Source organism: Calditrichia bacterium, assembly GCA_020634975.1.
GTDB lineage: Bacteria > Calditrichota > Calditrichia > RBG-13-44-9 > J075 > JACKAQ01.
On sequence record JACKAQ010000002.1, the window covers coordinates 768045 to 789634 of the forward strand.

General features: G+C 46.7%; 15 protein-coding genes. 1 reads left to right on the plus strand and 14 read right to left on the minus strand.

Annotation, left to right across the window (positions count from 1 at the left end; genetic code table 11):
• Positions 1-7 precede the first annotated feature (7 nt).
• The 8 genes from H6629_17575 to H6629_17610 all read right to left on the minus strand — a co-directional run bounded on the left by H6629_17575 (position 8) and on the right by H6629_17610 (position 15439).
• Positions 8-2065 (minus strand): family 20 glycosylhydrolase, encoded by a 2058-nt coding sequence (locus H6629_17575; protein MCB9069599.1) that lies wholly within the window; start codon positions 2063-2065, stop codon positions 8-10.
• Positions 2066-2186: 121 nt separating this feature from the next.
• Positions 2187-5291: a family 10 glycosylhydrolase gene (locus H6629_17580; protein MCB9069600.1), complete on the minus strand. Its 3105-nt coding sequence runs from the start codon at positions 5289-5291 to the stop codon at positions 2187-2189.
• Positions 5292-5445: 154 nt separating this feature from the next.
• Complete coding sequence (locus H6629_17585; GenBank protein MCB9069601.1) at positions 5446-6759, minus strand: T9SS type A sorting domain-containing protein; 1314 nt, start codon at positions 6757-6759, stop codon at positions 5446-5448.
• A 109-nt stretch (positions 6760-6868) separates the two neighbouring features.
• Positions 6869-8104 carry an IPT/TIG domain-containing protein gene (locus H6629_17590; protein MCB9069602.1) on the minus strand — a complete coding sequence of 412 codons (1236 nt, stop codon included), beginning with the start codon at positions 8102-8104 and terminating at the stop codon, positions 6869-6871.
• 49 nt (positions 8105-8153) lie between these two features.
• Complete coding sequence (locus H6629_17595; GenBank protein ID MCB9069603.1) at positions 8154-9176, minus strand: PorV/PorQ family protein; 1023 nt, start codon at positions 9174-9176, stop codon at positions 8154-8156.
• Positions 9177-9229: 53 nt separating this feature from the next.
• The gene (locus tag H6629_17600; protein ID MCB9069604.1) at positions 9230-11365 is read right to left on the minus strand and encodes a fibronectin; all 2136 of its coding nucleotides are present in this window, start codon (positions 11363-11365) and stop codon (positions 9230-9232) included.
• A gap of 55 nt (positions 11366-11420) precedes the next feature.
• Positions 11421-14498, minus strand: coding sequence for a TonB-dependent receptor (locus H6629_17605; protein ID MCB9069605.1), 3078 nt, complete (start codon positions 14496-14498; stop codon positions 11421-11423).
• 536 nt (positions 14499-15034) lie between these two features.
• Positions 15035-15439 (minus strand): biopolymer transporter ExbD, encoded by a 405-nt coding sequence (locus H6629_17610; GenBank protein MCB9069606.1) that lies wholly within the window; start codon positions 15437-15439, stop codon positions 15035-15037.
• Positions 15440-15750: 311 nt separating this feature from the next.
• Here H6629_17610 and H6629_17615 point away from each other — a divergent pair, with 311 nt between their 5' ends.
• Positions 15751-15960 (plus strand): hypothetical protein, encoded by a 210-nt coding sequence (locus tag H6629_17615; GenBank protein ID MCB9069607.1) that lies wholly within the window; start codon positions 15751-15753, stop codon positions 15958-15960.
• A 75-nt stretch (positions 15961-16035) separates the two neighbouring features.
• Here the strand turns inward: H6629_17615 and dnaB are convergent, their stop codons facing one another.
• The 6 genes from dnaB to H6629_17645 are packed head-to-tail and all read right to left on the minus strand — an operon-like array spanning position 16036 to position 21590.
• A complete protein-coding gene (gene dnaB / locus H6629_17620; protein ID MCB9069608.1) occupies positions 16036-17466 on the minus strand; it encodes a replicative DNA helicase in 1431 nt (476 codons plus the stop codon).
• 23 nt (positions 17467-17489) lie between these two features.
• The gene (locus H6629_17625; protein ID MCB9069609.1) at positions 17490-18131 is read right to left on the minus strand and encodes a uracil-DNA glycosylase; all 642 of its coding nucleotides are present in this window, start codon (positions 18129-18131) and stop codon (positions 17490-17492) included.
• The gene (gene coaBC / locus H6629_17630) at positions 18124-19350 is read right to left on the minus strand and encodes a bifunctional phosphopantothenoylcysteine decarboxylase/phosphopantothenate--cysteine ligase CoaBC (protein ID MCB9069610.1); all 1227 of its coding nucleotides are present in this window, start codon (positions 19348-19350) and stop codon (positions 18124-18126) included. Before coaBC ends, H6629_17625 begins: the two co-directional genes overlap by 8 nt.
• Positions 19351-19365: 15 nt before the next feature.
• Positions 19366-19926 carry a guanylate kinase gene (gmk, locus tag H6629_17635; protein MCB9069611.1) on the minus strand — a complete coding sequence of 187 codons (561 nt, stop codon included), beginning with the start codon at positions 19924-19926 and terminating at the stop codon, positions 19366-19368.
• 11 nt (positions 19927-19937) lie between these two features.
• A complete protein-coding gene (purE, locus tag H6629_17640; protein MCB9069612.1) occupies positions 19938-20432 on the minus strand; it encodes a 5-(carboxyamino)imidazole ribonucleotide mutase in 495 nt (164 codons plus the stop codon).
• Between the two features lie 3 nt (positions 20433-20435).
• Positions 20436-21590, minus strand: coding sequence for a 5-(carboxyamino)imidazole ribonucleotide synthase (locus tag H6629_17645; GenBank protein ID MCB9069613.1), 1155 nt, complete (start codon positions 21588-21590; stop codon positions 20436-20438).

Consider the following 21590-nt stretch of genomic DNA (forward strand, 5'->3'; position numbering starts at 1 on the left):
TCCGCGATTATTTGGATTCTGTGTCCGATTTTTTGATTTGGTTGACCAATTTGATTATCGGGTCGATGATCACCAGTTCCACCTGACCGCGCGATTTTTTGGCAGCAGTCAACAGTTCCAGATTCCGCTCGACCCACATATCAGACGGCTGCGTTCCCGAAACATAGTATTTGCCAGCCAACAATCCCACTTCGCAAACGTCGCTCAAATCCCGCGACAACGATTCTATCTCCCGCAATACTGGCGATTGTGCAATTATTTTCTCCAGTTCGAGATGATTGCGTTTCCAATGTTTTAACTGCTCAGACACACGGAACTGATTCTGGTCGTTGGGATTGGCAATCAACGAATCGACCAGCATTGCAAATTCCCGGGCGACCATCGATTCCGGACGAGCAGCATCCACAACGCGGGTGAGGGGAGAGGTAGCGGTATATTTTACGCCGCGACTGTGGCGGGCATATTTTTCCAGCGGCTCAACCACATCAACCAACGTTTTCAGCGCAGAAATATCCTGATTATTGGTCAACCGTCGCAGCATCATTTCGTAATTTTTGTGGTGCAGCAAACCGTGTTCTTCCAGCAAAAAGCTGATTCGCGCCATCCGGCGATACATGTCGTCGATATTGCGGACGGTCGATGGCGACCACAGCCGCTCGGCGATGGCTGCCGTACGCGGCCAAATTCTGGAATCGATCGTTTCCGGCGATACCATTTCCGCCCACATCGTTGCTTCACCGCCTAAAATATTCTCCAGTTCCTTTTCCGAAAGTTTTGTTCCGGCCGGGACCGGATCGTTCAAATAATGAAACGATGCGGGTTGAACCAGATCGATATAATAGCCGTTTGACAAAATCCCGCGATAGCCTTCTTTTGCCGCGTTGATCAAACTTTCGATGCCGCGCCACGAATGAATAATTGCCGTTTTGGGCAGTGATGGTTGTAGAATTTCATCCCACCCGATCATTTTTTTGTTGTTCGCTTCGAGTATTTTGATGATACGTTGGTTAAAATACGTTTGCAGCGCATGATTGTCCGCAATATCATTTTTCTTCATAAACGACTGAATTGCTTCGTTTGCATCCCAATGTTTGCCATTGTTTTCATCGCCGCCGATGTGAAAATAGGCATCGGGAAACAGGGCACACATTTCACCAAAAAACGTCTCCAAAAATTCGTACACTTTTTCATTCGTCGGGTCGAGTGTCGGATTGAGAATGCCCCAGTTGCGCTCAATTTGATACGGTCCGGGCGCGCTGCCCAACTCCGGATATCCGACCAGCCAACTGGTTGCGTGCGCCGGCACATCAAATTCCGGCACAACCCGGATGCCGCGTTCGGCAGCGTAATCGATCACTTCGCGGATTTGCTGTTGGGTGTAATAAAATCCGTCGGAGCCTTTTTCATGCAGCAGCGGAAATGTTTTGCTCTCGACGCGGAATCCCTGATCATCCACCAAATGCCAGTGTAGCACGTTCATTTTTACGGCAGCCATGCCATCCAGATTGCGTTTGATAACATCCATCGGCATAAAATGGCGGCTGATATCGATGAGTAATCCCCGCCACGGAAAACGCGGCGAATCCTCGATGGTTAGCGCCGGAAAAAAATAGCCTTTTTCATCGGCGGATAGCAATTGCAGCAACGTTTCCATTCCCCGCAAAATGCCGATATCATTTTGCGCCGTAAGCACAATTTTCTCGCTGGAAATTTCCAGTTTATAAGACTCATCAACGCCCAACGCCAGATTGCCGGCTTCGCGGCTGTTGATTACCATTGCGCCAGCTTTGCCCGGCTCCGCTTTGGTCAAAAAATGTTGCGGGAAAAACAATCCGGTTTTGCCGGAAAGCCTGCGCAAAAAACGGGTCGCGCCGCTATACAACCGCTCATCAAAGCTGCCGGTCAATTCAACTGTGAAATCGGCTTTGAGCAAAAATTTACCTTCGTGCAACTCAATATTTTTGGGGATTGGCATCAGCGCCGGTAAATTTTGGGCAATTGCGGGAATTGAAATTGCGATCGAAAAAAACATTGCAACAACTACCAACATCAGGTGAGATTTCATTTTTTTCCTCTACTGCAATTCGGTTTCAGCGATTCAGGTTGGGCTAAAAAAAGATCAGGTGCATGCGAACACATGCACCCAATTTATGTATAATCAACAATTTACATCAACAGTAGAAAAATTATTTTGTCAAGATCATGCGTCGGGTTTGGACAACCCCGTTGGCGTTCAGGCGATACAGATAAATGCCGCTGGCCAAATCGCTGGCGTCAAAAGTGACGCTGTAGCGACCGGGGGATTGCCTTTCTTCCACCAGCGAGCGGACTTCACGTCCCAACACATCGAAAATTTTGAGCGATACTTTTCCGTTTTCTGCAATATCGTAAGCAATGGTTGTTGCCGGGTTAAACGGGTTGGGATAATTCTGGTGCAGTTGCGCCGATTGGGGAATCTGCGAGTGATCGCCTTCGATGCCAACCACAACCGTTTGTTTTTTGACGAGCCGCAAATCTTCGATAAAAATCCTGCCGGAAACAGCCGAATTTCCGGCGTCGTAACCAAGTTGGAAGCTGTCGAACCGGAGGGCACCCTGAAGATTGCCATCGCCGAGCCAAGTTCCTGTGGGATCGTTTGCCAAATCCCACGAAACCAGCCGCCAGCCTTCCCAATCGATGGCTTTCCAGGTGCTCACTTCGTGATCGGTTGCGCCGCCATTTGGGGCGTTTTCGTCGATCGCGAAACGGAACAGAGTGCCGCTGCCATCGCCGTAAACATAGCATTGCAGCACATACGACGTATCAAACAGCACGTTGCGCGGCGCGCCGCCGTTGAGATATTCACGGACCAGATGCGAACTGGCTGAAGTATCCCATTCGTAATTCAGGAAAGCAGACTTCCGGGGACGCGGCACTGGCAAAACAATACCGGAAGTGTAACCGAAATAAGTGGTTGGCACAACCACACCAACCGTCGATCCGCTGCCGGTCGGCTGCCACCAGTCGCCGGGAAAAGTGAAATTTTCAACCATTATTGTTTCGGTGTAAATTTCGCCGGCAGTTCCGAAAACAACTTCCGTTCCGCTGCTCATCGGATTACCGAGTGTGTCGGTAATTGCGTTTGTCAAAGAAACAGTGTAGCTCGCATTCGGCATCAAATTTTCATCCGCCTGAATTGAAAGAATCGAATAATCTTCCGCACTGGTCACCGAATAATCGAATGGCACGGCAACTCCATTTTTGCTGAGAAAAACGGATGTTTCATCAACGGTTGCGGGATCGACAAATTCATCAAATACAAAAGTGATCACTTCATCGATCGCAAAATTATCTTCGCTGGATTGCAAATTGGGATAGCTTTCGGTGATGCGCGGACCCACAAAATCCTGATCCAGCGTCCGGAAATCGAGCTGAAAATCATCGCCTTCGGTGCCATCGCCGTTGCCGTCGAGCTGGCGTCCGTTGACATCGCTGGCGCTGGCGGAAAGCGTCATTGTGTAATCGGTTGCGAACTGCAAATCGCCGTCAATAACGATAGTTACAGATTTGCTATCGCTCGCCCAATCGAGATTTCCGACGGTTACTGCGGGGTTGAAATTCACAGCACCAGCAAATGTTGCCGGATCCATCGTTTTTGAAAATGCCAGTTCGATGTTGTTATTCACCGGAATGGTATCGCCATCCGCGGGAAAACTGGTGACAATCACCGGCGCAAATGAGGGAATCGGATCGGATTCGAAAGCACCGGAGGGCAGCGATTCGTTCCAGAAACGGTCCAGCGCAGTGGCAAAATACCAGTACGAGCCGTTGTAATCCTGCGTTCCGTCAAATGAATCTGTGTAATCGAAATTTGTGTTGCCAAAGGCAATCTGGATGATTTCATCGGTAGTCACGTCCAGTTGGTTGTCCTCCGATCGATACACCGCAAACCACAGATTGTCGGTGTTGCCAGCCGGCGGCGTCACCAGAATTTGATAGTTGAGATCGTCGATTTTGTTGAGCGCAATGGTCGGATTCGCCGGCGGCGTATCGTCAATCAATCCGGTTGCCCGAATTTTGGCTTTATGCTGGAAAAACCGGGATTTCGCGACGTCCCAATATTCCTCATCCCGCCAGGAAGCGTAGCTGAAAAATTGCACGCCATCTGCCCAGGAAACGGTGCGGACTGTGTTGATGATTGATTCGTGGCGACCGAACAGGTTGCTGGTCGAGAAATTGTCGGAGAACAATCCCACCGAATACAATCGTCCGGCTTGAATTGCGGGCTGGATAAAATCGCTCCAGCAATTCGGGCAACCGCCTTCCAGCACGCTGTAAATATCGGAAGCGCTGCTCCAGTGGTAGTGCATCCCGACAATCTGATCGATGTAGCCTTCGTTTAACCACAACGCTGCATCCTGATAAACAGAGCCGTAGCCTTGCCAACCGCCCCAATTATAGCGACCGAGCGCGGCAGGGGAGAGGCGCACCCACGGTTTTACCACCTGAATGGAATCGTGAATGGCATGAACGAGTTCGGTAACCGAGGAACGCCAATATTCTTCCCACGAACCGTAGCCAGAAGGAATGCCGCCGCTATACGGCGTAAATTGGTCGTATAAATACCGGCCAGCACTATTGATACTCATATCGCGATATTGTTCTTCGGAAACCATTCCGTCCGGCCAACCGTCTTTTTCACGAGCCAGATTTTCCCGAGCCAACTGCAGGGATTTACCGCTGTTGCTGTGTTCGTTCCAGCGCACAAAATCCATGTGCACGCCGTCGACATCGTAATTATTGACGATTTCCAGCGCGACATCGCGGAGATGATCGCGGACTGCGGGGATACCCGGCGAAAGCCAGATCAGTTCATTGGGCATCGGGTTGCCGTCCTGATCTTGGCAAATCCATTCCGGATGTTGCTGTGCCGGTGTTCCGGCATATGCGAATCGGGATTCGAAGGTATTGAACCAGGCGTGCAGCTCCAATCCGCGAAGGTGGGCTTGCTCAACCGCATATCCTAACGGATCAAATCCGGGATCCTGAAAATTGACCTGTGAACCCCACGGCTCTATCGCAGAGGGATAATACACCGAGCCATACCGTCGGACTTGCCATAGCACCGAGGTCATGTTTGCCTGAACGTGATCGTCCAGTACTTTGCGGATCAGCGCTTTATTTTCTTCTGCAGAGTTGGATGGCTGTAGCCAGTTGAAATCCACAACCCATGTCGCTCGGAACTCCGTATTGGGTTGCGCGATAATTGCCATCGACCAGCAGATCATAATTAACCAAAACAGTCGCTTCATGAAAACATACTCCATTTTGTTAACAAACTTAGTAGCGATTAAATAATTCATTTTCCGTGCCGTTGAATCAGCAGCACGGAAAATGAATTATTCTTTTTTACATAAAAAAGCCGGTGGATGTTGGCCACCGGCTTATATTTAAGAATACGGCTGTTTACTTCGTAAACATCATCTTTCGTGTTTGAAGTTTTCCATCAAAAGAAATACGATAGAAATAAGTACCTGAAGCCAAGCCTCTTGCATCGAAATCGTACTCATAAGTTCCTGGCTGCATAGTCTCATTAACTAATGTTTTAACCAATTGGCCTGAAACATTGTAAACCAGAAGTTTAACGTGCGCTGCTTTTTTCAAAGCAAACGGTATTTTTGTCGTCGGGTTGAAAGGGTTCGGGTAGTTTTGTTCTAGTTCGAAATCTTTAATGATGGCTACACCATTATCTACCTCAATTATACCAACAGGATTTGCATTTGTCCATTTTTTGATAACATGGCCATCGAAGTCAGAAGTATATACTGTCCAACTTCCGTCGTTTTCTTCATGAAAAGCAACTCCACGAGGAGACCAAAAGCCTGAATCGGGTGCCACAGCACCAGCTGGATCTCCCAATACTGGCTTTAATTGGTAACCAAGGCTATCCAAAAGTTCGCCATTTACAGATTCACCAGTTAATATATTAGTCTTAATTTTATACCAACCAAAATATGGAGGAGCTGCTCCCCAATGGCTGCCTGCCCACACCCAGCCTGCCGGGTCAACATTTACACTATGAATGTTGAATCCTGATCCATTTGGTCCCAAGAGAGAATCTACAACTTCATATGTAGCGTCAGGTCCATCCTCACTGTGATAATGTATTATCCCAGACGCGTCGGATAATGTGCCTCGATAAATATCTTTACCATCTGGCGATACAACTAAAGCACGAGAAAGTGGATCGAGTGCATCCACGGCGAAATTATACAAGTCAAAATTTTCATCCAGGATTATAAGTGGGGAACCGCCAGGTACCACTTTGGAAATATAGACATAGCCATTCGCATCTGCAGCGGCTTGGGTTAATGATGTTGGTCCTTCATCATTAAAATTGTACCTATTCATAAACTCACCGGTTTGAGCATTTATCCGATACAAATAACCATTAGAACAAAGAATATTGCCATTATGGTCTAAGGCAAGTCCACGGCCAGTAGATGTTAATGTGTCCGGTAAACCATCGATCATCCCAGTTGCATAGACATGTAACTCAGTTCCATCCGGATCAAAAACATGAAGACCTGAAACGACAACACCATTTGAAAGAGTATCGACTTTAGCATAAGGCTGTACCCAGATTTTTCCATCATTGTCAACAACCACACCATGTGGAGATCTAATTTCCACAAAATCTTCAACATATTTATACTGAGCTTGAATAGAACTAAAACTCAAAAACCCGATCACAAAAAATGAGAGTAGAAACCTCTTCATATTGACCTACCTTTCAGTTAGATAAATAATGAATGAAATAAAGTAAACTAAAATTATTGTAGCGTATTGGTTTCCTGTCAATCACCTCCAATCTGCTAGTGTGCCGATTTTAGTTTCGCCCGTAGTATGGTGCACCCATTTTAAGCATATTTACTTTTAATAATTGATGGACTATTCCGGATTCTTGCACGTGGCGACGATTAACATACATAAAGATATCATTACCCCATTCTATATCGAATACTTCACTTACACCCGAACTGCCATTGGGTATCCAAAGTCCTGGGTAAAGTGGTTCGAAACTGCCATCCGGGTGAACAATCAGGATAGGATCATCGGTATTCATACCAAGATACATATTACCTGTCTCGTCAAACGTCATAGTAAAAATTTCTATATTTGCACCTAATGCGCTCGTTAAATTGAACACTTCTTCGCTGGGTCCTAGATTTCCAGGTACATTTATTGGGTTTCGCCATACCTTTTCCAGCGTATCAGGCGTCGTGCCGGCAACATATACATAACCATTATAAACTCTTAAAGCTTTAATGAATATTCCTGGATAATCTGCAACAGTCTGAAAATTACCGTCACTATCAACTGATGTAATATTGTCACCTTCACCGGCAATATACATAAATCCGGTAGCGTCAAAATCGAGATCATAGTTGTTGTCTGGCATATTGGATAAATAGGTTTCGCTAGTAGTACTACCAGATTGTAAGCGATAAAGTCTATTGGTTTTTCGAACAAAATACAGATTTCCATTCGGACCAATTCTCATATTATCCGCTTTGATAACACCCGTTGATGTTGCAAAATTCACTTCCGTTGTATCGACACTGACACGATCAATACGCCTCGGAGTAATGGAAACATATAGGTTTTCATCTTTATCAATTGTGATACCAAAAAGCTGCTCACTTCCCGGGCCATAAATTCCATAAGGCAAAATAGCGTTTTGCAATGAATATCTCATTATGTTACTGAAACCAAAGGCCCCGACCACAGCAACTTTTAATTCCAGAGAATCAGCGATAATATTTGGCGTCGAAACAACAATCTGATTGGCGTTTGCAGAGACTACAGTAGCTCGATCTTTACCAAAAAATACCAAGTTCTCATCCATAACTGTCGAAAAATTGTTACCATGAATTGTAACAGTGCCAATCCCAGCCAGCCCGGCATCCGCCGGTTCCACCCCGGTAACAACCGGGTTAGGGCGATCTGCAGGCTCGTCATCCACATACAAACTTGGTGTTGCACTTTTTTCGCAGCCGGAGATGACGATCGCCAGTCCGGTTAAGATGATCACCAACACACGTTTTAAAGTGGTGAGGTTCATTTTTTATCTCCATTTACAAATGGCTTTAACATCAACCTTTTTTAATTTATCAGAATGCAAAATTGAAAGAGAAACGTTGCACGTTGTCGAAAACGCCGAAAGGCGTGTACGCATAATCCAGCGCGATACGTCCGCCACGGTCGCCATAATCGAAAGAAACACCGGTTCCAAAAGATACATCACGTTCGTCAACATCGCTGTGATAACCGGCTCGCAATGCAAAAATATCCATGAACAAATATTCTGCACCAAACATCAGCTGTTCTGGTGCTGCGCGCGGATGGTTAACATCTGCAGCGATAATAAGCGAATGCGGGCTGTTTTCGGGAACAAATAAATCCGCAACATCCATCGAAATACCAATGTTGAAAATCAGCGGCAGTTGAAAACCTTCGCTCTCAAAACGGACTTCTTCCGAAAAGTTGCGGACAGACATTCCAAATGCCAACGAACGGAATCCAGTTTTGTAAATGGTTCCAAAATCGAACGCCAGAACACTTTCCGAATAGTTTTTGGAAATGTTTTCGCCTCCATCGGGGTTCGGAATTAAGCTGCTGGTTAGGTCTTGCCCTGTGTATTTGATGTGTGCGCCAAAAGCAAATTGTTCCGAAAGCTGCTGGGCATATGCAACACCAAACGAGTAGGCATTCGGCGAGAAGTTGTCCGTTGGCTTATACCCACTTTCGACGGATCCGTCTACTACCGTTCCTAAAAATTCACCATAGTCAACACTCAGCATGCTTATTGCGAAAGTACCGTATCTGCCATTGGCCGGACGGAAAGCAATACTGCCGGAGTAATGAACAATATCCGCAATCCATTGATTGTAGCTGAGGGAAAAATCCATATAAGCTGGTGAAAGCGCCATCGTTGCGGGGTTGTAAAAAACAGACATTGCACCACCGTTCATGGCTGTAAATGCTTCACCCAAAGCAGCAACCCGGGCGTCTGTCGGCACGCTCAAAAACTGGAATCCGGTTTGCGCTAATTTGGGATCAGCAGCTCTGGCATTCAGCATTAACACTAATACGCCCAGCCAGGCAAATTTGATGATCGATAGCTTTATTTTCATTCTATTTAGATCTCCCAAACTGTTGAGATTGCTTAAGTTACAATTCCTGTTTATTACCGGATGATGACGAACTTCCGGGTGATATTATCACCCTTCCGGTAGAGCAATTGGCTCGGATCTTCGGGATTGTAATAATCGTTGGTTACTTCGATGTATGCAATATAAATGCCCGAAACAACTATCTGGCGGGATGAGGTAACCAAATCCCAGAATTCATCACCGCTACCATCCGTGTGCTCAATTTCGCGGATCAGATCACCGCGTTCGGTAAATATTTTAATGATACATTCAGCCGGCACATCCAGAAAAGCAATCCTTTCGGAGCCGTAGCCCAATTCCAGCGAGAGTGCAGCCCGAACGTTATACGGGTTCGGCACAACACGAACAGCATCCAACGCTGTTCCGGCAGGACGCCGTAACCGGGCGGGATCGTTGGTTTGGGTGTAAAACCGGCTGCTTTGTAACGATCCGGCAGGATTGATACCACCGTTGTTATTTGTCCCATCGTCATAGGATACAATATAATAGTAATAATCGAAACCACGAGCGGCGGTAACATCATCAAATTGACCGGTTCCTGCAGGTAGCTCGGCGATCATCTCATATGTCGTATCCGGTTGCCCGAGTGCCCGGAAAATTTTGTAACCTGCAAAGCCAGGGTGTGATTCTGCATTATTCGACCAGGTTAACTGAATCCGGTCACCACCGGAAGCAACTTCAAAGATATCCGGAGGTGGGGGAGGGAGAGTAATATCGAAACCTGAATTCCAGTTGGCAATGGCGCGGTTAAATGTTTGGAAAATCGAGTCTTCCCCGGTATATACCCATGCATCTTTGTATTCGTCACGGTCGGTTGTTGTCCCGCCATTCGGCAGAACGAAAGGACCGCTATTGTTCACCCAGTTAAGCCCGACTTCGATCCGTTTTTCCCAGCTGATTCCAGCCGCAGCTTCTGCCATTACAATAGTTACACTATCGCCAGCCGCCAACGTATAACCGCCGAAACCTTGCGTTTGAGATAAGCCGCCGGCACCGGGATCTTTTAAATCCGCAAAATCATCACCGACCAAATCCGCATGGCGAATAGGCGGGTGCCCGGCGGTCATGATACCGTATTCAGTGGTCATGTTATTGGGATTGTACTGATTGTTAAAATTCGCCTGGTTAAACGTGCCGTCGGAATCCTGATACCAGGTTGTTTTGGGCTGCAAAATATCGTCCGATTTATCCGATGCGGAAACATCGGCATGAATGGTGACAACGCCGACATATTGCGGCGCAGCCAGCCGTCCGGTTGTGCGATAGTCCGGTGCACCTATATTATCGAACACCTGACCGTCGGAATCGGTTGCCCGGGAATGGCGACCATGCCAGGAAAACTGGGCACGAAACGGATCCCCAAAAGCGGGATCTTCACCACGGGCATCGTTCACGGTGTTTTCACCCCAGGTTGCGGATTGTGGCATAAAATTTTTGCCGTAAGCGCCCATTTCTTTGGATACCGCATAGCGATACTGCCACAAGACCCACATATCTTCGATGGTTTGAGGGTTGGTAGTGCCGTTTAAATCGACCACACCATTGTTCTTGAATTTGTATTCGTAGATAAAATAATTGTCGTGGTATTGTTGGGAGAACGCATAAATAGTTCGCGTAAATTCAACACCCATTGATGTTTGCACCCGGTTGATGATGACACGATCAGCTTTTTGGTTGGGGTCAACATCATCGAGGATATCATCGAATTGCAGGGTAGAGGAGATGTTGCCATCGACAATTACTGTCGGGTGCTCAAAACGCCCGATCATCCGGAATTCAACCGGCATGGTTTCGTTCGCTTCATCCCAATGCCGTGGTCCGGAGTGGACTACTTTGTGAGGATAAACCACGCCACCCACTAAATCGCTGTAGTTTCTTGCACCGATCCACATGCCTTTTGCAGCTTGCATGTCCTGATCACGATATTCCGCCGGCCAGCGCAACCCGTCCTGCTGGTCGCTGACTAACCCACGACGGGCGGTTTCGGGCTCGCAGCCAATCGCCATATACCAGTTGTGCAAAGATCCCACTTTGATCCATTTGGTTTCCTGAGCGCTGGCTTTTTCGGCTGTAAAAATGGTCGCGAAAAAACTCAGGATCAGCAATACCGGCAAGGTTTTTGTGAGAAAATGTTGACGATTTCGCATCATTCTTTTTATCCTAAAGTTAGGTTTTCCAATAGTTTGCACGTTAGCAAAGTCGATATTAAAAATTGAAATTGAGTTTCACGCCAACGTAAACATCCCGGGGATTCAGGAATTGCAAATATGTCATACCCGGGTTATCGATATAAGATTTTTTACTGATACGTTCTTCGTTGCGTCGCGCAATTGCCGGATCATTTTCCGGATTTAGTTCCAACGGATCAAACGGGACATCGGACGGGCGATAATCACCCGGCTTGTCGTCGCCATAACCGTTGGCGGGAATATAGCCGAACTCGTTGGTAACGCCTTCGGGCAAACGCAATGAACGCATATAGCTGGTAAAATCTGTTCCATCCACAAATCCGGTCGGTAACGATCCGCTAAAAGCCCAGTTTTTGAAGTTGAACAGGTTAAATGCATCGATAAAAAACTCAACTTGCATGGGCTTGAAATCGAATTTGCGCGATAATTTTAAATCAAATCCTTTATAATCCTGCCATTGCATATTGTTCTGCAAACCTGAAATGAAGGTGTTGTTTGTCCAGGTGAAATACACACCTGAGCGCCAGACGCCCAGCAAACCAAGCTGCCAATTTTCCAACACGTGAAATCCGGCAAATTCCGGTCCAAAATCGCGCGGTGTATAAAAATTAATGTTGGCTCGCCAAAAGGGTCTTGCAACCGGTTTGGATTGGGTGGGGGGATTGTCCCGTAGGTATTCGCGCTGGTCTGTCGGGTTTTCGAAAATCTGGCGAATGCCGAAGAAACCGGAAGAGGAAACATGATAGGTGTAGTTAAAGAATCCTGAAAACCAATCACCGCCTCGTTTTTCCAAAGTAAATTCCAATCCGCGAATATCCTGATAGAAATTGCTGGTTGCGAGGCTATATGTCACTTTACCGTTTGCGTTTTGATATCTGGTGGTGCTGGGCTTATCGCTGATATCGCGGTAGTAACCGGAAACTCGCATCAAATAGCGGTCGAACAACGAATGTTCGTAACCCAGTTCATATGCCACCGTTTTCTGTAACGGTAAATTTGGATCGGAAATAAAGCTGACCCGATTGCCGGTGACGCGGGTTACTTCGTAAAGATTTTCCGCTTCCGGCATTTGACGGAAATGTCCGTAATTGAAAAACAATTTGGCATATTCGGTAATCGGGTGAGATACTGCCAATCGCGGACTCAGAAAGACCTGTTTGTCCGTATCAACCTGTTCAAATTCGCCTTCTGTTCCCGTTGCAAAATCGCTGGAATAGAAACCTTGATCATACGGGTCGACATTAAACCATTTGCCACCGGGGCTTAAATAATCCAAACGAAGTCCCAAATTGGCGATCAATCCTTTAAATTCCAGTTTGTCCTGCATGTAAACCGCACCGCGCAACGGGCTGCGGTTGTATTCGGTAAACGGACGCCCTGTCGGTAAAACAGTATTTACTGCGCCATAACTGACATCGTGTTTGCTGTAAACAACTTCAAAACCCGTTTTAAACAGATTGATTCTGTCCAACTGTGAAGTCAGATCAAAACGGAAGGTTGTTGTTTTAAAAATTGAGGTGTCAAATGCGTTTGCGCGAACACCCATCAACATCCCATCGATGCCGTTGACAAGCTCTTCTTCGTTTCCGAATGGCGCCTCGTCAGTGAAATAACCGGGCACAATTTCATATATCCGGTCATTGTTACGCTCCCGGTTTGGACGCGTATTATAATCAACCTGGGTATGTTCAAGTTTTACTTCATAAAACGTTTTCGAGCTTACCGTATTGTTCAATTTGGCTGAGAGGCTGCGCCATTCAACGTCGGTGAGTGCCCAATATGAATCATAAAAGATGCGGCTGTTGGTTGTAAATCCGGCATTTGTGAGGGTGTTTGCAATGCCTTCTGCACTCCGGAAATATCCCGGTGCGCCAACATCGTTGCTGCTCACAGATTCAACCTGGTTGAGATAACCGGATATACTCAACTTCATAGATGAAGTAATATCAGAGGTTAGTTTCAACAAATAATTGTTCTGGCGATATGAATCGCGGCTGAGCGGAAGCATGTACATTTCACGCTCTCCGCGATACGATGCGAAAAAGCGCAAATTACCGAGCTGACCTTTCAGCACCGGTCCGCCAACACCTGCATCGATCACATAATCGGATTCCGTAATATCCAATTGTCGGCGATGTTGCCACAAAAACAGTCGTTGGGCAGCTTCCGGGGTCAAATCGTTGCTGGGATCGTCATCCTGCAGCGATAGCGCTGCAATGGTATTCCAGCCATCGAATGCCGGATATTGAGATTGTAGATTTTCATCCCAACCACCATTTTCCGTGCCGACAAAAGCAACTTCGGGATCAACATACGGGCGAACCCAATATGAGTTAGGATCATTAAATGAGGGGCCAAAATGTTTGGCTCCAGGTGCACTATTCCGGAATGTAATTGTACCGGAGTAGCGATTAGGACTGCCCTCCTTTGTGATAACGTTAATTAAACCCGCCTGAATATTTCCATATTCGGCGTTAAATCCACCGGTTTGGATTTGAACTTCCTCCACAGCGCTGAGGCTTACACCGGTAATCGGTTCGTTATTCCGTTCATCACGCAGCGTGATGCCATCCACCTGAAACGCCAGTTCGTTGGAAGCGCCACCGCGAATAGACAATCCCAAAGCACCGGCTTGCAGTCCAATCACTTCGTTAACGGATTGAACGGGAAGCGCCTCGATTTGGGCGGATTCGATGTTCGCTGTACTCGCGGAAACGTCAGGCTGAACAACCTTGCGTTCGGCAATAACAGTTACTTCGCTGCCGGAAACCAACACAGAAACTTCGAGATTAAAATTAATTTCTGTCGTCTGGTTGATGTTAACCCGGGTTTCAGTCACAACTACATCTGTGTAACCAATCATGTTGGCGCGAACATTATATGTCCCGGGCGGGACATTCAGAATAACAAAGTAACCGTCAACATCTGCAGATGCACCTAATACAGTACCTTCAATAATGATGTTTGCACCGGGCAATGCTTCGCCGGTATTACCGTCTTTTACAATACCGGTTATTTTACCCGTTGTATTTGCATGCAAACTAAATAAAGCACCAAAAAGAAGGCACAAAACCAACAGAAACGGTTTTTTCATGCAACCACCTATTGATTATGTGATAGATTATTGGAAATACGAATGTTTATTTTATAAAGCCAAATCAGTAAAGCAGTAAAGAATTGGGAGTAGGGGAGTACCATGATCATTACGATCCAGTAATTTGTTGATTAACGTGTCATTGACAATGTATTAAATTTTATTTCAATTGTAAATAAGTTTATATTTTCCAGCGTTTTATTCCACCTTTTTTTTGTCTGAAAAGCATACAATTACACCGCTATTTCAAAGCATTTCCTCATAAGCTGATCAAAATAGTGTCAGTTTGGAAATTTTAGTGCTGGTCAGCCCAAAAATGAGGATAGGTTATAAACAGGATATAAAACGTAATAATGAATATTAGAGGTGAAGAAACAAACTCATGCGACTGATTGGACAAAGGTAATGGAAAACATTTTATGTAAACTATAAAAATTATAAGGGAAACAATAAAAAGGGGAGAAATTGGGAAATTCAACTTTACATAATATAGATTATATTAATAATCTGCGTATACTGCTAAATATGGCAATTTGTCAATCAGACAGTGGATTTGCTATTGAGATGCGCGTTGCACCTGCCCGCTTTATTTGATCGATAATTTCAATATAATCTTCGTATTTTGCAAATCGTGTGGTTTGCAGTGAGATAACCAGGTTAGGATTCGATAACAATCTTTTCCGGAGTTGCCGCTCAACATTATAAATCTGGACAGGTTGATTATCCAGCAATATTGCCCCGGCATCGTTTAACAATACAACAGCAAGGTTGCCTGGATGGACCGGTGTAACTTCTGAATGCCATTCCGGTAATACGAGCCGTAATCCCCTTTCATTAAATATGGTTGTGCAAACCATAAAGAAGATAAGCAATAAAAATGCAATGTCTGCCATCGATGCCGATGGAATTTCAATTGACGGCTTTTGTTTAGTGATTTGCATGGCTTCTCCTGAAATTTTTCCAAGTTATTCATTGAAATATTTGACAAATGCCATGCCACAACAACAAAAAGCAATAAAATTGCTATAATTACATGTTTATATTGAATTAACGTAGTCTGGTTGACTAAAATTTTCAATAATCCTGCCGTGCATTTTGCAAGATCCCGCGATAATTGAAGAGCAATTTGGTTAATGAATTGTAGATTTTCACTATGGTAACGCAGTAACCCGTCGATAGTTATTAACAGGCAGCACGGAGATAGCTGCAAGAAATAAAGGGATTTTGTTCACAAACCAAAGGGAATTGGGAAATGAACTATTACGGTGAGCCAACCCACAATAATTTTTCTAAAGAGCAAATTGAAACGCTGAAAGATATTTTGACAACCCTTAACCAATTGTCAGATGACCAAAAGCGTGAGTTGCATATTGGTTCGTTGGTCGTTCGTTTGTTGACGAATGACGGTTTGCTGTGGTCGCAAATCGATCAGGTGCAAACCAATACGTTTAGCATGAATTAGGTTTACTCCCCTCCCCTGTTTTTATCAATCGGATAATTCAGGGGAACGGGTTTTTGGGATTGGCTGAATGATCTTTTAAAATGAAACTTCCTGATCCATTGGCGGCATCCCGTCAATGTCCGGTGCGTAATCGGTGAATTTACCATAATTTTTCAGGAAGGTAAGTTTTACGGTGCCGATGGGACCGTTTCGGTGTTTACCGACGATGATTTCCGATACGTTTTCAACTTCTTTGAATCGCGGATCATCGTGATCTTTGAGATAAAATTCTTCGCGATAAACAAACATCACCAAATCCGCATCCTGTTCGATAGCGCCGGATTCCCGCAAATCCGATAGCATCGGGCGTTTATCCGGGCGTGCTTCCACTGCGCGGGAAAGCTGTGAGAGCGCCAAAATAGGAATGTTCAATTGCTTCGCCAACGATTTCAGCGAACGCGAAATAAACGATATTTCCTGTTGACGGTTGTCCAATCCTTTGGGTCCGTCCATCAACTGCATGTAATCCACCACCAACATTCCGATGTTTTTTTCAATCGCCATTCGCCGGGCACGCGAGCTCAATTTGATGATGTCCAATCCTGCTGTATCATCAATATAAACAGGTGCTTCGTAAAGCTTTCCAGCATACCGCAACAGCTTGTTCCACTCTTTATCGCTCAGTTTTCCGGTGCGCAATCGCTGCGAATCGACCATTGCTTCAAAACAAAGCATCCGCTGAACCAATTGCATATCGCTCATTTCGAGACTGAAAATACCGACGCCAAAACCGCCTTCCAGCGCAGCGTTCCGGGCAAGATTTAACGCAAACGCTGTTTTTCCCATTGACGGACGACCGGCAAGAATAATCAAATCGCTTTTCTGGAATCCGGCGGTCATATTGTCCAATTGGGCAAAACCAGACGGAACGCCGATGATGCCGGTGTGATCCATATGGTGCAGCCGTTCGGCTTCTTCAACGGTTTCGTTGACGATGCTACCAATATCGCGAAACGATTTTTCTTTCTGGTTTTTGAGCAAATCGAAAATGTTTTGCTGAGCTTTGCTGAGCACGCCTTCAACTTCTGCCTGGCTGTCGTACGATTCCGTGAGAATATCCGTGCAGGCGCGGATCAATTTTCGCAGCAACGCCTTTTCTTTCACGATTTGCAGGTGATATTCGATATTCGCGGATGACGGCACCAGCGATGCCAATTCTGCCAGATAGGCGGCACCGCCAATATCTTCCAGCGTTTCCTGTTTGTTCAGCTCCTCGGTGAGTGTAATAATATCGATAGGCTCATCTTTTTGATACAGCGACATCATCGCCAGAAAAATTTTCCGGTGTGTTTCGCGATACAAATCGGTTTCATCGATGCGCTCCAGCGCGATGGCGGTTGCCTCGCGATCGAGCAGCAGCGCACCCAAAATATACCGTTCGACATCGACAGCCTGTGGCGGAACACGTCCACCCGTTGCCAGCGCTTCGTCGGACGGCGCTTTTTTTACTCTTCGCTTTTCTGCCATTTAATAATTTTCCTTCCCGGAAGTTATTCTTTTTCTGATGATATTTTTGCCAAAACCGTGCTAAAATCGGAAATCGCGTCGTCCATTGCCGACATATTTCGCAAAATATACGCCGGATGATAAGTGATAAACAGCGGTATTCCCCGGAAATCATGAAATTTACCGCGCAGCTCCCGCAACGGTGCATCGGTTCGGAGCAAATTTTGTCCGGCAACGCGACCGAGCGCGATCAGCACTTTTGGCGAAATCAATTCAATTTGCCGGTGCAAATACGGGATGCAGGCGGCAACTTCCTCCGGCAACGGATCGCGATTCCCCGGCGGTCGCGATTTTAAAATGTTGGCGATAAACACATCTTCCCGACGCATGTTGAAATGTGCCAAAATTTTGTTCAGCAACTGACCGGAACGTCCCACAAACGGCAATCCCTGTTTGTCTTCTTCCGCACCCGGTGCCTCGCCGATAAACATGATATCCGCGTTTTCGTTGCCATCGCCAAACACAAAATTGGTTCGCGATTGGTGCAGCGGGCATTTTGTGCAATGCTCAATTTCCTGCCGGAATTTTTCCAATTCACTCACTTTTTGTTCGATAAACCATTCCTTTCCATATAAATCCTGATTCCATTGCAAAAATGCGGCGAGTTTTTCCCGTAAATCACTCATCACTCCCCTCCCCTTTTTTCTGCGCGATCAGCGCGTCAAAAATGGCGCGGGAAACGTCCAGTTTATATTGTTGGGCAATTTTCGCGGAATCGTTTTTCCCGATGATCGTTACAACATTTGTATCGCCGGCAAAGGCAGCGCCGGACTCGTTGGGATTGTTCAAAACAACCAAATCCAAATTCTTATTTTTCAATTTGTTACGGGCATTTTTTTCCGGCTGGTCGGTTTCCACGGCAAACCCGACAAATTGCTGATGCGCCTGTTTTTTGCCGCCCATCGTTTTGAGCACATCGACTGTGCGATCCATTTCTACGGCAAAATCGCCGTCGTGTTTTTTGATTTTTTGATCGAAGATTTTTTTGGGGCGATAGTCCGCAATTGCCGCCGCGCTGATGTAAATATCCGCAGCATCGATATGTTTTTCAACGGCTTCCAGCATTTCCTGCGCACTGCGAACGGCGATTGACGTAACGCCAACCGGCGGCGTCAGTTGCGCCGGACCGTGCACCAAAATCACCGTTGCACCGCGCGCAAACGCTTCCCACGCCAGCGCAAAACCCATTTTTCCGGTGGATCGATTGGTAAACATTCGTACCGGATCGAGCATTTCTTCAGTTCTGCCGGCGGTGATCAGCACGGTTTTTCCGCGCAAACTTTCCGGCTGCGGATGCGCCGCCCGATACAAAAATTGGGTGATAAATTCCGGTCGCGCCAGTCGCCCCATCCCGGAATAGCCTTCGGCGAGAAACCCTTCTTCGGGATTGCAAATGAGGTATCCCCAATCGCGGAGCGTGGCAATATTGCGCTGCATCGCCGGATGAAACCACATGTGATTGTTCATCGCCGGTGCGATCACTGTCGGACAGTGCATCGCCAGCAAGGTTGTGGACACAAAATCATCGCCGATGCCGTTGGCCAGCTTGCCAACGATATTCGCCGTCGCCGGAACAATCACGCCCATTTCCGCCCAATCCGCCGCTTCGATATGATGCGTCGCCGCAAATTTTTGCGGAAACATATTCGTGTAAACGGGGTGATTCGTCAGCGTTTCGATGGTCAGTTCGGTGATAAATTTGGTTGCGCCATCGGTCATCATCGCCCGGACTTCGGCGCCGTATGTCACCAAATACCGGATGATTTCGCAAGCTTTGTATGCCGCGATCCCACCGGTGATGCCCACCAAAACCCGTTTTTTCTCAAAAATTCCGGTTGGAAACATAGTTGCGTCCGTGGTTTACGAGCGAATCAATCGCTCAATTTCGATGATGGTTTGCTGCAAATCGTCGTTGATCACCTGCACGTCAAACGATTCGCCTTTGGTGTATTCCAGCGGCAGCCGTTGCAGTCGCCGCTCGATCGATTCGCTGGTTTCGGTTTTGCGATTGCGCAGGCGCGTTTTCAACGCTTCGATGGATGGCGGTTTGATAAAAATCAGCAGCGCCGTCGGAAAATTTTGTTTGATATTCAACGCACCGTTCACATCGATATCCAGCAATACCGTTTTGCCCTCGTCCAAAAACTGCTCGATGGTCGAGCGAAGCGTGCCGTAATAATTCCCGTGAACTTCCTCAAATTCCAGAAATTCACCGCGTTTCGCTCGCGCCAAAAAATCGGCTGTATCGAGAAAAAAATAGTCGACACCATCTTTTTCCGAAAATCGCGGCGCGCGAGTCGTGGCGGAAATCGATAATCTAAAATCCGGATTTCGTTCCAGTAAATGTTTGCAAATTGTGGACTTACCTGCCCCGGACGGTGCAGAAAGCGCAATCAGTTTTCCCTTATTTGTGTCTGCCATTCCCATCCCGTTTATTGATTGTTTTCCATTTTTTCGGCTTTGGCGATGACCGTTTCCTTCATTTCTGCACGATATTTTTTTACGTTTTCGCGAATTTTTGGATCGCTGATTCCCAAAATTTGCGCCGCCAAAATGCCCGCATTTTTGGAATTGTTGATTGCCACCGTCGCAACCGGAATTCCGGCGGGCATTTGCACAATCGACAGCAGCGAATCCATCCCGCTGAGCGCACTCGATTTCACCGGAACGCCGATCACGGGCAACGCGGACAGCGACGCGACCATTCCAGGTAAGTGCGCCGCACCGCCGGCACCGGCAATGATTACCTGCAAGCCACGTTTTTCCGCAGTTTGGGCGTATTCAAACAATCGTTCCGGCGTACGATGCGCAGAAACAATCGTCATTTCAAACGGAACGCCAAATTGGGTGAGCATCTCCGCAGCGCCTTCCATCGCCGGCAAATCGGAATCGCTGCCCATAATGATGCCTATTTTTGGGTCTGCCATTTTTTATTTTCCCTTCGATTTGATGTGCAATATTTCTTTGACGCGAAAGGCGTTTTGCAGCGCTTTTTCCACGGTTTCGGCGATGATCGTCACATGCCCCATTTTGCGAAACGGGCGCGTTTCGGCTTTGCCGTAGAGATGAAAAAATACACCCGGAATTGCCAGCGATTCGCGCAATCCGGTGATCAGCGGCGCGCCGGAAAATCCTGGATCACCCAATAAATTGATCATCACCGCCGGTTTGTGCTGTTCGGTTGAGCCGAGCGGCAAATCGCAGATCGCACGAATGTGCTGTTGAAACTGGCTGGTCACACATGCTTCAATCGTGAAATGCCCGGAATTGTGCGGTCGCGGTGCGATTTCGTTGAGCAAAATATTGCCGGCTTTATTGAGAAACAGCTCCACCGCAAAAATCCCCACCCCATCCAGCGCTTCGATTGCAGCGATGGCGATATCGCAGGATTTTTGGGCGATTTCGTCGCTGATTCTCGCCGGTGAAACCAGATAATCGAGGATATTTGCCGCTTCGTCGAACACCATTTCCACTACCGGATAGGTGCGCACCTCGCCGCTGTGGCTGCGGGCAACCAGCACTGCCAGCTCTTTTTCGATGTCCACAACTTCCTCGAACATCGATGGCACCCGCATAATTTTTTCGAAATCCGCTTCGCTGTCGATGCGCTGAACGCCACGCCCGTCATATCCGCCGCGCCGCGCTTTTTGCACCAACGGCAACCCGAATTTTTGAGCATTTTCGGGCGTCGGTTTGTCAATTTTTTCAAATTTCGGCACCGGAATATGATGGCTTTGAAGCGTTTGTTTTTGCACCAATTTATCCTGAATAATTTCCAATAATTGGGGTGACGGATAAATATTGTGACCCGCTTTTTCCAAAGATTTCAATACAGCTGTATCCGTATGCTCGATATCATAAGTTGTTACATCACAACGGTTTACCAGATCTTTCAATGCTGCTTCGTCATATAATGAACCGACAATCTGGTGATCCGCCAGCGAGCTGGCCGGCGCATCGTCGGTTGCTTCCAGAATTGTGAAATCGAAGCCCATCAGCTTGGTTCCGGTGATCATCATTCTTGCAAGTTGACCGCCGCCGATAATCCCGATGTTCATTAACGGATACCGTATTTCATCATTCAT

Coding starts and splice junctions, on each gene's coding strand:
- H6629_17580 (MCB9069600.1), bottom strand. CDS start 5,291: ATGAAGCGACTGTTTTGGTTAATTATGATCTGCTGGTCGATGGCAATT.
- H6629_17575 (MCB9069599.1), bottom strand. CDS start 2,065: ATGAAATCTCACCTGATGTTGGTAGTTGTTGCAATGTTTTTTTCGATC.
- H6629_17610 (MCB9069606.1), bottom strand. CDS start 15,439: ATGCAAATCACTAAACAAAAGCCGTCAATTGAAATTCCATCGGCATCG.
- H6629_17585 (MCB9069601.1), bottom strand. CDS start 6,759: ATGAAGAGGTTTCTACTCTCATTTTTTGTGATCGGGTTTTTGAGTTTT.
- H6629_17590 (MCB9069602.1), bottom strand. CDS start 8,104: ATGAACCTCACCACTTTAAAACGTGTGTTGGTGATCATCTTAACCGGA.
- H6629_17595 (MCB9069603.1), bottom strand. CDS start 9,176: ATGAAAATAAAGCTATCGATCATCAAATTTGCCTGGCTGGGCGTATTA.
- purE (MCB9069612.1), bottom strand. CDS start 20,432: ATGGCAGACCCAAAAATAGGCATCATTATGGGCAGCGATTCCGATTTG.
- gmk (MCB9069611.1), bottom strand. CDS start 19,926: ATGGCAGACACAAATAAGGGAAAACTGATTGCGCTTTCTGCACCGTCC.
- H6629_17625 (MCB9069609.1), bottom strand. CDS start 18,131: ATGAGTGATTTACGGGAAAAACTCGCCGCATTTTTGCAATGGAATCAG.
- coaBC (MCB9069610.1), bottom strand. CDS start 19,350: ATGTTTCCAACCGGAATTTTTGAGAAAAAACGGGTTTTGGTGGGCATC.
- H6629_17600 (MCB9069604.1), bottom strand. CDS start 11,365: ATGATGCGAAATCGTCAACATTTTCTCACAAAAACCTTGCCGGTATTG.
- dnaB (MCB9069608.1), bottom strand. CDS start 17,466: ATGGCAGAAAAGCGAAGAGTAAAAAAAGCGCCGTCCGACGAAGCGCTG.
- H6629_17605 (MCB9069605.1), bottom strand. CDS start 14,498: ATGAAAAAACCGTTTCTGTTGGTTTTGTGCCTTCTTTTTGGTGCTTTA.
- H6629_17645 (MCB9069613.1), bottom strand. CDS start 21,590: ATGAATGATGAAATACGGTATCCGTTAATGAACATCGGGATTATCGGC.
- H6629_17615 (MCB9069607.1), top strand. CDS start 15,751: ATGAACTATTACGGTGAGCCAACCCACAATAATTTTTCTAAAGAGCAA.